Origin of the sequence: Nostoc sp., assembly GCF_036917315.1 — a bacterium.
In the GTDB taxonomy this organism is placed as follows: Bacteria; Cyanobacteriota; Cyanobacteriia; order Cyanobacteriales; family Nostocaceae; genus Nostoc.
On the sequence record NZ_JBALDR010000071.1, the window covers coordinates 180126 to 191262 of the forward strand.

Here is an 11137-nt window from a genome sequence, read left to right on the forward strand (position 1 = left end):
TTAAGAAAGCTAGCGTTGGGGAGTAAGCCTCAAAACCTCTCTCTTTTTAGGAGAGAAGAATGCAAGCAAGGTGAGAGTGTATTGCATACCAACAAGAAGCGCTATATCAAAAAACTTATTTTTAGGACTAGCCCTTTGAACTACTTCTGTTAATGTGTAAGTCCTCAAATGATTCAAAATCTTTTACTGTAGCACTCGTCCTCTGGTTATCCAAACCGAGTTCCCTACAAATAATTTTATAAATCTCTGGAGGAAATCCCCCAGGAAACTCCCATTCTGTACCTCCATCTTCCATTGTCACAATACCTGAGATATTTGGATACCTATAACCAAGTCGATATCTTACAATATGTTTCGAGAGTTGCCCACTATGTGTAAAACCTAAAGGACGCATCTCCGTTAGTAGTTGATGCAACTCATCAGCCTTCGTTTTCTCTAAGCGATGCTTCTTAGCTATTCTTGCAATTTCATTTTGGAGTAAAGCTTCTGCCTCCCTGCGTCGCTCCTCCTCTGCTGCTCTAAGTTGGCTCTCTAAGTTATCTCGCTCAACACTTAGTTCATCCCTGCGATCAACTTCAAGCAACTCTATCGTTACAAGGTCAAGCCAACTAGGTTTTGGAGAGTCTACATTTTTCCAGATACTCTCTATTTTTTGGATCAAACCACATAATTCATGTCTGTAGCTTTGAGGAATATTTTCTTTGCCTAGCCAAAGTTTACTAACTTGTTCGCCTTTTTCATTTGTTTCAATTTCATACCAGAAATTAACTGTTTCAAAAGCAACTTCGCTATTATCCAATTTTTGGGCTAATTCAGGATGTTCTTTCTTGATTTTTTTGATATGGAAGAAAACTTTTCCATTAGGATTAGAAAAAGTACGACCGACAAACCCAAATCCTCTATCACCATTGTAGCTTTTGATACTGCCGAAGTCTATCATCATAAAACCAAGCCATGCTCCTAAACTTGATTGATAAATTAAAAAAATATAAATTTAGGTGTTGTGATCGCCTACAACGGAGCATTAGCGCAGCTCGCAACACTATTAAAATCACCTACTTCCTTTCGCAATAAATCTGGCATATCTTTTTGAGAGGTAGAGTATGGTGAACAACCCTTAATTCCTAGTGGGACTGCTTAAATAGGTTGTTCTCAATCAGCTTCCTGATTACCTTGATTATACTTTGGTAAATATTGATACCAAATCGCATGATTACGGGTGTTTTTATTTTTTACATATATTAACTCAGTATATTTGGGGGTTCTCTTGTTGCAAGCTTAATATTTGTTGGGATCGAACGCTGCCCACCTATAAGTAGTAGTAATTTATTTGTTGGAAATCCCTTACTTAGGGAAAAGTAGCTGACTTCACAATAATTACTTAGCTTTACAGCAGTTTTCATGTATTTGAACAACATCTGTCATAGGGGCACAGCAATGCTCATTGGTGTCAACTTAAGCCTTGGCGAATGGAATTCGCTACACAAACAAAGTCCACCTTCGTGGACTAATACAAAATCAAGGATTCTTAACCCACGAAGGTGGGTTTTGTCTGTGTAGACGCGGTTTCTAACCGCCCTTTTAACGTTAAGTTGACACGCATGAGCAATGCTGTGCCCCTACCGCGTGGTCTATTTACCTGAAAATAGCTGTAACTTGGTCTTTATAAAAAGAACCGTGGTATTGACAAAATAAAACTTTAAAATAATAAGCACAATATTAAACACTAATCACCCTTACTAATATAGGTAATAACTGCTATTGTTAATTTTAAATTATTTAACTTGGCTCATTCAAATAGGATAAATAAGTATTTGCCCAAATTGCAGCTTGAGTGCGATCGCGCAAATTTAATCTGTTTAAAATATTCGTAACATGATTTTTTACTGTCCCCTCAGAAATGTAGAGTCCGTGAGCAATTTCTCGGTTACTAGCGCCTGTGGCAATTAAGCGCAAAACCTCTTTTTCTCTGGGAGTAAGTTCAGCTAAACTAGATGGTAAAGGTGGTGAATGAGTTGGTGCAACAGGAGAAAATTGGGTCAACAGCTTTTTAACTATACCTGGGCCCAAGTGAGTATATCCTTTATGAACGGCACGTATAGCAACAGCTAATTCTTCTGATGGTGTATCTTTCAATAAATAACCCATTGCCCCATTCTTTAAAGCTGCTGACACATATTCATCATCATCAAAAGTCGTTAGTACTAAAATTTTAGTTTTGGCAAAACGTTTTTGAATCTCCTTTGTGGCTGCAACTCCATCCATAATCGGCATTCTGATATCTAGCAAGATTACATCTGGCTGAAATTCTGCAACAAAATTAATCGCTTGTTCGCCGTTTTCTGCTTCTCCAACTATTTCTAAATCTGGTTCTAGTTCCAATAATGCTCTTAATCCTTGACGAATTAAACTTTGGTCATCTACCAGCAATACTTTAATCATTATGTTAACCATGTTAATGGAATATTAACTGTAATTTTGCAACCAGAGCCAAGAGCGCTATTAATATTAAACTGACCCCCAAGTGCTAAGGTGCGATCGCGCATACTATGAAGTCCAAAACCAGTAGTATTTTGCCCTACATCAAAACCTTTACCATTATCCTGAATTATCAATCGCAAATTGCCTTTAGTCGTAGTGAGTTCCAATTTTACCTCTGTTGCATACGCATATTTAGATATATTAGTTAAAGATTCTTGAGTAATCCGGTAAATAGCAGTATTTATTTCAGGTGGTAGAGAATATTCCAGGTTGATTTGATAAATTGGTAATATTCCATTAAAGCGATGAAAATTTTCTGAAAGACTAGCGATCGCATCTTCTAAAGATTGTTCTTGTAAGGGATTAGAACGCATAGTAGAAACAGATTGACGGACATCTTTTAGCGCCTTTGAACCCAATTCCTTTGCAGTTGCAAGAAATGTTTCAGCCTTACCTGGGTTAGATTGCCATAGTTTTAAAGCAGTTTCTAATTGCAGATTTAAAGCAGTCAGAGAATGTCCTAATGAATCATGAATTTCACGAGCAATGCGATTACGTTCTTCTAAGGTAGCTTGATTTTCAATTTGCATGGCATATTGACGGAGTTTGTCGTTAGCATGAGCTAGCTTTTCTCGACTTTGTCGTTCAGACAAAACTGCATTCATCATCAACAACACAAAAACCAAACTTAAGCCAAATACTAGCGACGAATTCAAAATCAAAAATCGATATCGCTCTTGTGCCTGCGGCGATGCTTGAAAATTGAATAACTGATATTTTAGTTGTGTAGTAACTAAAAATAAGGCAAATGACAAAGCTGTAACAAATAAGCGCCCATTTAACTGAAAAATCAGACAACTGCGAGTCACTAAAATTATATAGAGAAAAGGGAAAAGGCGAGAGAATCTTTCCCCAAACAGTCCAACTATTAAAATTAATAAAAATTCAATAGCTGTATATATTACCTTATTTGTCTGGTTATTTCTGGGTAATCTTAAGCCCATTAACGCAAAAATAATCAGACTATAAATTGATAGTTCTGGCAATATGCTACAAACTGACAAGTCTGGAAATGCACTACAAATTGATAGTTCTGGAGGCTTTGGACGAAATCGCCGTAACGGAGGTGGTATAACAGCTGTCAATGCGGTGATTGCCAGTAATGTCCACTCCAGATAAAGCAGAGACGGAAAAGGATGTTTCTTAATTTCAATTAGACGACTCATTAGTCGCATTGCTCCAGTTAGAAGTTATAAGTGAGAAATTAGAAGTTAATAATTCCGAAAAATTGAGCAAATGGTTTCACCGCTGAAATTTTTCGCGCTGAGTGAGAAATAAAAACTGAATTAAAAGAACAAAACAGTTAGTTAATCAGCTAAATAATGACTTATGAAATCATCATAATCAAAATTTCCAGAATTTATAACTCCTAACTTCTAACTTCTAACTCTTAACTATCTATTGTCAATCATGACTAAAGTCATGGGTATAACCATGACTTTCTCCTCATGTAACTGCTGAAGATAAGTTCTTATGATGGTGGCATCCAACCAGGAAAAACCCACCAAACAAGTAATGAAACTCAAAGCATTATCGCTAGTTGCTTCCGCGATCGCCTTAACTTTAACCGCAACCTCCTTTGCTGTTCACGCTCAAACAGCCTCTCCTTCACCCCTGTTACTTGCACAAACTCCACAAAAAGAAAGAGGCCCTTGGAAAGAGTTGGGTCTAACAGATGCCCAAAAAGTGCAAATTCAGACGATTCGCCGCGATAGCCGCGCCAAATTTGAAGCAGTTTTGACCCCAGAACAAAAAGCAAAATTAGAGGCAGCGAAACAAGCACGTCGGGCTGAGTGGCAAGCGCGTAAGGCTCAAGGGCAAACAGTTCAAGGTCAACGCCAACCCGGCCAACGTCGAGGAAAGGGTGGTTTTGGTGACTTAAATCTAACTGAAGCACAAAAAACCCAAATGCGACAAATCCGCGAGTCTGAAAAACAACAGATTCAAGCAGTCTTAACCCCGGAACAGCGTCAAAAATTAGAGCAATTCCGTCAAAATGCTCCTTCACGTCGTCAACAAGGCAATCCTCAATAATCATCTTTCAAAAAAGAATAATTCTGGGGTGGGCAATACTCGCCCATCTCAATCCCAAATAGGAACAAAATTTAGCGTAACTAACTTGATGCTGGGACTAGGACTGTTGCGAGTCATCCATAAAAACTTAAATTCTCGACAACAATTCACCTGGAACAGACTTTGGCAAGCATACCAACGCGGTTGTCACTCTCACTTTGACCCAGATACTTGGCAACCAGAGTTACTTTGGCACTTACCCTTGACTGATGTCTAGGCATTGTTTTCTATAGTTAAAAATTAACAGGCTTCTTGCAGAAGATGCGGAAAGGGGAAAAACTTCATCCCCTTTCCCTTTCCCTATTTATTACCTTCATTATTGCTGAGGGGAATGGCACTAAGTTAAGACACAGCCCCTGTCCTGACTGGTTCCCAGCCTGGAGGCTGGGAGGCTCTGCCTCCAGTGGCTTAATGAGAATACATTCCCAGCCTGGAGGCTGGGAGGCTCTGCCTCCAGTGGCTTAATGAGAATACATTCCCAGCCTCCAGGCTGGGAACGAGGCAACACAAGACTTTGGGCTTATCTTAGTGCCATTCAGTGCTGAGGGCTTAGGGGATAATCTCATTTATTTACTCAGTAATGGCTAAACGCCACGCTACTGCTAACAAAAGTATTTTGCTTAATGCCCAATTTAGTAGACTTTCAAGATCGTTTTGAGTTATGAGTTAATTCAAAACTCCTAGCTTGATTAAGATGTCCAAAGAATTCGCAATTGGTAGTAAAGTCCGTGTTGTGGCACTACCAGCCTACGTCAAAACTGCTGAACCTATGCCCATGCTGCGCCCTCCTAATGTAATTCACATTGGTGAAGAAGGTATAGTCATTGACCGCAGACCCGGTGGATATTGGGGTATTCGCTTTTCTAGGGGGGCTTTTCTCCTAGATAGTCAATACATCGAAAGCACAGATACCCCTGCCGAATCTCACTTAGAATAAGATTTCTCGCAACCAAGAATTGTAAACTTGTGTAAAGTTGTGATTCTGGTTTACACCATGATTTCCCGCCGCACTTTTTTAAGCATATTATTTGCCAGCTGTATTTCTGTCATCAGCTGGCTGAATTTTACCCCTACTGCTAATGCTCTTGGTGGTAAACTTCCGGCAATTAATCAACCCGCACCAGAGTTTACTTTGCCAACCAATACAGGTGATGGCAAAATTTCCCTCTCTGACTTGCGCGGTAAATGGCTAGTCCTGTACTTTTATCCTAAAGACTTCACGTCTGGTTGTACTATAGAGGCTCGTCGTTTTCAGCAAGACTTACCCCAATACTTTGAAAAAAATACTCAAATTATTGGTGTTAGTGCCGATGATATTGATTCTCACGCCAAATTTTGCGATTCAGAGGGACTAAAATTCCCCCTGTTGGCTGACACTGATGGTTCAGTGAGCAAAGCTTACGGTTCGTGGCTCGGCTTTTTATCTATGCGCCACAGTTTCATCATCGATCCTCAAGGCGTTTTGCGCGAGACTTTTGTTAAAGTCAACCCAACTATTCACAGTTCAGAAGTGCTGGGACGACTAGAAAAATTACAGTCCACAGCTTCTTAAACTTCAATTAATCAGATAAGGGGCGTAAGCCCCTTGTTTTAACTCACAATAAACCCATATTTTCTGAGTACAGTTTTGGCTTCACTGCCAGATAAAAACTGGACAAATTCTTTGGCAGCAGAAGGATTTTTACTGCTTTTAATTATTGCTACCGGATAGACAATTGGGGAATGAAATTTATCATCAGCAGTAACTACGACTTTTACTTTGTTGGAAATTTTGGCATCAGTGGCATAAACTAAACCCGCTTCGGCGTTGCCACTTTCTACTGCTGCTAAAACTTGACGCACATTGTTAGCAAAGACAAATTTCGACTTGAGGCGATCGTAAAGTTTCAATTTCTTCAAGACTTGTTCGCCATATTGACCGGCGGGTACGCTTCTGGGTTCACCGATCGCAATTTTTTTAATCTTACTATCTGTTAAATTGTAGAAGCTATTGATGCCAACAACATCCTGAGCCACAATCAAGACTAGACAGTTATTTGCTAGGTTAGTACGGCTACCCGGTAGCAATAGTCCTTTTTGTTCCAAGGCATCCACTTGCTTTTTGCCAGCAGAAATAAAGATATCCGCTGGCGCACCTTGCTCAATCTGTTGCTGCAAGGCACCAGAGGCCCCAAAGTTATAACTAATATTGATATTTGATTTACTTTGTTGGTACAAAGGCTTAATTTCTTCCAGTGCCTCTTTTAAGCTGGCGGCTGCGGATACAAGTATGCTGGTGTTCGACTGTGCTATTACAGGAGAAGGAGGAACCAACGGTAAACCAATTGCTAGCAGCAAGCCAGCGATCGCTATACCCAGGAAGCCAAAAATTTGTCTTCTTTTCATAGAAAAGGCGTTTGAAAGGTTTCTTCCATAAAATTGATGCTAGGTAAAATAGTACCAAAAATACCAACAATTAACCAACTAAATCGGTAAAAGATATGCCTAGAAAAGAACAAGGGTGGGTCACATTCCAAACCTCAGAAGAGGAGCGAAAGATTTTGGAAGAGTTTTGCGGCCAGTCTCAGCGAACTAAGACCGAGATTCTCCGGGAACTGGTACGTGGTCTTAATCAACACTCTTCACCATCAAACTTGCTACCATCCATAAACACAGAAGAGGAAGATATCTACACTCAAATGCCTGAGATAGAAATTAGTTTTCAAAAGAAACCACTCAAAGTTAGCTCTCGCAATATTCTCAAGGGTGTTGTTAAGCGAGTTGTTACTGGAGTCGTTAATAGTGAAGTAACGCTGGAGATTGTTCACAAAGTTGAATTAACTTCAATTATCACCAGAGTATCGGTAGAAGAGTTGGATTTATCTGAAGGGAAAGAAGCTTATGCTGTTATTAAGTCCAATGATATAGTTATTGCCAGGGAATAGGCTGTGGTGATGTCTCTGAACCATTGCTTGGGGTTCACTATTAACTCAAAAGAAACGATCGAAATGTTCTCATGAATCATTCGGAGTTGCTGTAAAAATTACTTAATGCTAGACAAATAAATTTATATTTCGCTAAATACTTTAGTAGGTAAACTGGGCTACGAACAGCGCAGCCCTTGTTTACCACTCTGTAGCTTATGAAAGCGCTGCTACTGCTTCTTGCTTCTCAGTTTTGCTCTTCAATACGGTTGGTAGTTCGCTATTGAACGCCTCACCTTCAACCACTTGCGATCGGAAACCATCGGGCCCAACTGGAACATCGCCCGTAATGGTGGTGCGATAGAGGACGCGCTCGACTTCCAGATGATCCAAGTCTTGAGGGGCCAAATGGGAGGTGGCGCGGTTGTCCCAGAACGCAATGTCACCGTTATTCCAGCGGAAGCGGGTGGTGTAGGCGGGCTTGGCGATCTGGTTGAAGAATAACTCAAGCAGTAGATCGCTCTCTTGTCGTGATACGTCAAGAATGTGCGAGGTGAAGCCAGGATTGACGTACAATGCGCGTTCACCAGTCTCAGGATGAACCCTTACTACTGGGTGGATTGAAACCAGGGGATTGGCTGCGATGCGCTGGGCAATCTTGCTGTTGCTGGGGAAATTCAAACGCGCATTGAAACGATGTTCGGCTTTTAATGTGTCTGCCAACGCCCGCAGGGGTGCTGATAGACCCTCATAAGCTGCAACTAAATTTGTCCATTGTGTGTCACCACCGAAGCTAGGGACATTAACCGCACGCAAAATTGATGCCGCAGGTGGGTTGACAACTGCTGTGACATCGGTGTGCCAACGGCTCTCGTAGCTGGAACGGCGTAGACCATTGCGCCGCTCGTAACGACTGCGGTCAATGGGCAGGATTTCTGAGAAACCTTCAATCGGCTCATCTTCGTGGGGATGCGCGTAAGTCACTTCGCCGAAACGAGCCGTGAATGCAATCTGTGCCGCATGATCGATGTTTTGACCGCGAAAGAACACGACTTTCCACTTCAATAGTGCTTGACGAATTTCTTTGACCGCATCATCGTGCAAAGGACGCGACAAATCTACGCCGCTGATTTCAGCACCGATGAAACCTGCTACTTGTTTGACTTCAATGTGTTTGTTGCTCATGTCAATTCTCCATAGTTTGATCGATAGGGCGGTACGGTGTTCGCACTCGTCCGTTTACTTGAGATATGTTGCTTGCGCTTAATGGCTACATATCAAGCGATCGCAATTTCAATATCATACTATAAACCGATAAATTTACCGTAGTATGCAGATGCCGTATTTTAGACTGCTGGAACAACGGTCGATTTAGCCCAGGCAAGGGCAAGTTAAAATTCGCAACACAGAATTAAAAAGCTTCTTAACAGAGGCGACAAGCAAGCTACGGATACCGGATACTGTCGGGCAACCATATTGGTAGGTGAGAGTAAATGGTACAACTCTTACGCTTCTGTCAAAAAAGGGTCTTTTTGGAACTTACAACGATTCCACAATAGCGTCTCTGTATTCTTTGCTACTTCCAGACGTATTTATAATAATATTTTCATCTAAACTTTATAAAATCTTTTTATTTGTAACTCCAGTATTTTATTAATTGATTAATTTATACTGTAGGATGACAAATAAACAATTATATTTACTATAAGTATAATTTTGTCCAAAGCTGCAAAATCAATTAATACTTGTTAAAAATAAAATAATACCTTGTATTTATTTTTTAATTTCTAAATTATAAATTATATAAATCAATCTTAATTTTAGTCCACTCTCCTATTCCAAGATACTAATTTTATTTTGTTATTAGCCTGTTGCTAATAACAAATTATGAGTTGCCTTTTTACCAAGGTTAATTAAGGCTTTGAGGAGATTGAAAACTACATGAAAAAGCAATTATCACAGAAATGGACTATTTCTAAATATTGGTTACGTTTTTTCATTATCATCCTATTAGTAATAGGTGTATTTTTTCGTTTCGTCAATATTGACAAAAAAATTTATTGGGGTGATGAAGTTTTGTCATCATTACGCATATCTGGCTATCAGCTGTCCGAAATGAAAACGCAATTAAGTAATGGTCGTTTGATTAGCATAGAAGATTTACATAAATACCAGCATACTAATCCTGACAAAAATGTAATTGATACAATTAAAGGGCTTATTTTAGAAGACTCGCAGATATTGCCACTATATATCTTGATGACCCGGTTTTGGGTAGAGTGCTTTGGCAATTCTGTAGCAGCGATCAGAAGTTTTTCGGCATTTATTAGTCTGCTTACCTTTCCTTGTCTTTATTGGCTATGTCAAGAATTATTTGAGTCTTCACTAGTCGGGTGGATAGCCATCGGGTTAGTAGCCATTTCACCGATTCATATCGTGTATGCACAAGAAGCGCGATCGTACAGTTTAGGGATAGTAGCCATCTTAATGTCGAGCGTAGCACTGCTGCGAGCCATGCGCCTTCAAACAAAAGTTAGTTGGTGCATTTATGTAGCAACATTATCAATAGGGTTTTATACTCATCTATTTTTTACCTTGGTTGCTTTTGCACAGGGAATTTATGTAGTTATAATCGAACGCTTTCGATTGAGTAAAACATCGATTTACTACGTCCTATCATTGCTTGCGGGGTTTATAAGTTTTGTACCTTGGATTTGGATTATTATTACCAATCCTCAACCAGAAGCAGTCACTTGGGCGAATACTAAACAAACATTATTTATGTCAGTTACAAGGTGGGCTGGTATCTTTAGTCGTGCGTTTCTTGATTTAGGTATTAGTCCTAATGAACCTGGAAAACTCAAGTTTGTCTTAATTCCTTTTATTTTAATTATTTTAGCTTTAATCAGCTACTCAATTTATGTTGTGTGTCGAAAAACCTCTAAAAAAGTTTGGTTATTTGTCTTAACCTTGATTGGATCTTTAGGGCTTCCTTTACTGATAACAGATTTCGTATTTCAAAAGCGATTCGCGACTAGTCGATATACACTTCCTTCAGTTTTAGGTATACAGTTAGCTGTGGCTTACCTATTTACAACTAAGATCGCGTCTACTTCTACTAAAGCTTGGCAAAAAAAGTTTTGGTCGCTTGTAGCGTTTATGGTGATTATGGGTGAAGTTGTATCTTGTGTGGTTCACTCTCAAGCACAGATTTGGTGGAACCAAGTGCCTGATAAATACCAAGAATATCCTCAAATTGCTAATATCATTAATCAAGGAAAGAAACCGCTTTTAATTAGTGATGAGGATAATATTATTCCGCCACTACAAGTACTTAGTGAATTAATCGACCCAAAAGTGCAATTTCAAATTGTCGGAAAAAATAAATTACCAGAGATTACTAATGGCTTTAGTGACATATTTTTGTTCTTGTTCGAGCCGTCTGACTTTTTAAAAGCTGGAATTGAAAAAGTTTATAACTCAAAGTTACAGCAGGTAAACCACTATCTCTGGAAAATAACAAAATCTAATTAAACTAAGTATACGAGCATATCTAGGGATATCGTAAAGACGCGATAAATCGCGTCTCTAGATCGGGGTTTTGGGTTTATCTAAACTGT

Annotated in this window: 11 protein-coding genes; 6 read left to right on the plus strand and 5 right to left on the minus strand. The window is 39.5% G+C overall.

Annotation, left to right across the window (positions count from 1 at the left end; genetic code table 11):
• Positions 1-127: 127 nt before the first annotated feature.
• The 3 genes from V7K84_RS33495 to V7K84_RS33505 all read right to left on the minus strand — a co-directional run bounded on the left by V7K84_RS33495 (position 128) and on the right by V7K84_RS33505 (position 3707).
• The gene (locus V7K84_RS33495; RefSeq protein WP_334844706.1) at positions 128-940 is read right to left on the minus strand and encodes a cold-shock protein; all 813 of its coding nucleotides are present in this window, start codon (positions 938-940) and stop codon (positions 128-130) included.
• Between the two features lie 839 nt (positions 941-1779).
• A complete protein-coding gene (locus V7K84_RS33500; protein ID WP_334844885.1) occupies positions 1780-2442 on the minus strand; it encodes a response regulator transcription factor in 663 nt (220 codons plus the stop codon).
• On the minus strand, positions 2442-3707 hold the full coding sequence (locus V7K84_RS33505) for a sensor histidine kinase (protein ID WP_334844707.1): 1266 nt from the start codon (positions 3705-3707) through the stop codon (positions 2442-2444). The genes V7K84_RS33500 and V7K84_RS33505 overlap by 1 nt, the downstream gene beginning before the upstream one ends.
• Before the next feature lie 349 nt (positions 3708-4056).
• On the opposite strand from V7K84_RS33505, the gene V7K84_RS33510 reads away from it, so the two are divergent.
• The 4 genes from V7K84_RS33510 to V7K84_RS33525 all read left to right on the plus strand — a co-directional run bounded on the left by V7K84_RS33510 (position 4057) and on the right by V7K84_RS33525 (position 6166).
• Positions 4057-4575, plus strand: coding sequence for a Spy/CpxP family protein refolding chaperone (locus V7K84_RS33510; protein WP_334844887.1), 519 nt, complete (start codon positions 4057-4059; stop codon positions 4573-4575).
• A gap of 28 nt (positions 4576-4603) precedes the next feature.
• Positions 4604-4831, plus strand: a complete 228-nt coding sequence (locus V7K84_RS33515; RefSeq protein WP_334844708.1) for a hypothetical protein — start codon at positions 4604-4606, stop codon at positions 4829-4831.
• 477 nt (positions 4832-5308) lie between these two features.
• Positions 5309-5551 carry a regulatory protein SipA gene (gene sipA / locus V7K84_RS33520; RefSeq protein ID WP_334844710.1) on the plus strand — a complete coding sequence of 81 codons (243 nt, stop codon included), beginning with the start codon at positions 5309-5311 and terminating at the stop codon, positions 5549-5551.
• A 57-nt stretch (positions 5552-5608) separates the two neighbouring features.
• On the plus strand, positions 5609-6166 hold the full coding sequence (locus V7K84_RS33525; protein WP_334844889.1) for a peroxiredoxin: 558 nt from the start codon (positions 5609-5611) through the stop codon (positions 6164-6166).
• Positions 6167-6204: 38 nt separating this feature from the next.
• Here V7K84_RS33525 and modA read toward each other — a convergent pair whose 3' ends face one another.
• The gene (gene modA, locus V7K84_RS33530) at positions 6205-6999 is read right to left on the minus strand and encodes a molybdate ABC transporter substrate-binding protein (RefSeq protein ID WP_334844711.1); all 795 of its coding nucleotides are present in this window, start codon (positions 6997-6999) and stop codon (positions 6205-6207) included.
• A gap of 95 nt (positions 7000-7094) precedes the next feature.
• Between modA and V7K84_RS33535 the strand changes: the two genes are divergently transcribed.
• Positions 7095-7538, plus strand: coding sequence for a TOBE domain-containing protein (locus V7K84_RS33535; protein ID WP_334844713.1), 444 nt, complete (start codon positions 7095-7097; stop codon positions 7536-7538).
• Between the two features lie 195 nt (positions 7539-7733).
• On the opposite strand, the gene V7K84_RS33540 is transcribed toward V7K84_RS33535, so the two are convergent.
• Entirely contained in the window at positions 7734-8702 is a 969-nt protein-coding gene (locus V7K84_RS33540; RefSeq protein ID WP_334844714.1) for a TauD/TfdA dioxygenase family protein, read from the minus strand.
• Positions 8703-9458: 756 nt separating this feature from the next.
• Between V7K84_RS33540 and V7K84_RS33545 the strand changes: the two genes are divergently transcribed.
• Positions 9459-11051: a glycosyltransferase family 39 protein gene (locus V7K84_RS33545; protein WP_334844715.1), complete on the plus strand. Its 1593-nt coding sequence runs from the start codon at positions 9459-9461 to the stop codon at positions 11049-11051.
• Positions 11052-11137: the final 86 nt, after the last annotated feature.

Bases quoted from the DNA above. Each gene is read 5' to 3' on its own strand.
- V7K84_RS33500 (WP_334844885.1), bottom strand. From the start codon at position 2,442: ATGATTAAAGTATTGCTGGTAGATGACCAAAGTTTAATTCGTCAAGGA.
- modA (WP_334844711.1), bottom strand. From the start codon at position 6,999: ATGAAAAGAAGACAAATTTTTGGCTTCCTGGGTATAGCGATCGCTGGC.
- V7K84_RS33540 (WP_334844714.1), bottom strand. From the start codon at position 8,702: ATGAGCAACAAACACATTGAAGTCAAACAAGTAGCAGGTTTCATCGGT.
- V7K84_RS33510 (WP_334844887.1), top strand. From the start codon at position 4,057: ATGAAACTCAAAGCATTATCGCTAGTTGCTTCCGCGATCGCCTTAACT.
- sipA (WP_334844710.1), top strand. From the start codon at position 5,309: ATGTCCAAAGAATTCGCAATTGGTAGTAAAGTCCGTGTTGTGGCACTA.
- V7K84_RS33535 (WP_334844713.1), top strand. From the start codon at position 7,095: ATGCCTAGAAAAGAACAAGGGTGGGTCACATTCCAAACCTCAGAAGAG.
- V7K84_RS33525 (WP_334844889.1), top strand. From the start codon at position 5,609: ATGATTTCCCGCCGCACTTTTTTAAGCATATTATTTGCCAGCTGTATT.
- V7K84_RS33495 (WP_334844706.1), bottom strand. From the start codon at position 940: ATGATAGACTTCGGCAGTATCAAAAGCTACAATGGTGATAGAGGATTT.
- V7K84_RS33505 (WP_334844707.1), bottom strand. From the start codon at position 3,707: ATGAGTCGTCTAATTGAAATTAAGAAACATCCTTTTCCGTCTCTGCTT.
- V7K84_RS33545 (WP_334844715.1), top strand. From the start codon at position 9,459: ATGAAAAAGCAATTATCACAGAAATGGACTATTTCTAAATATTGGTTA.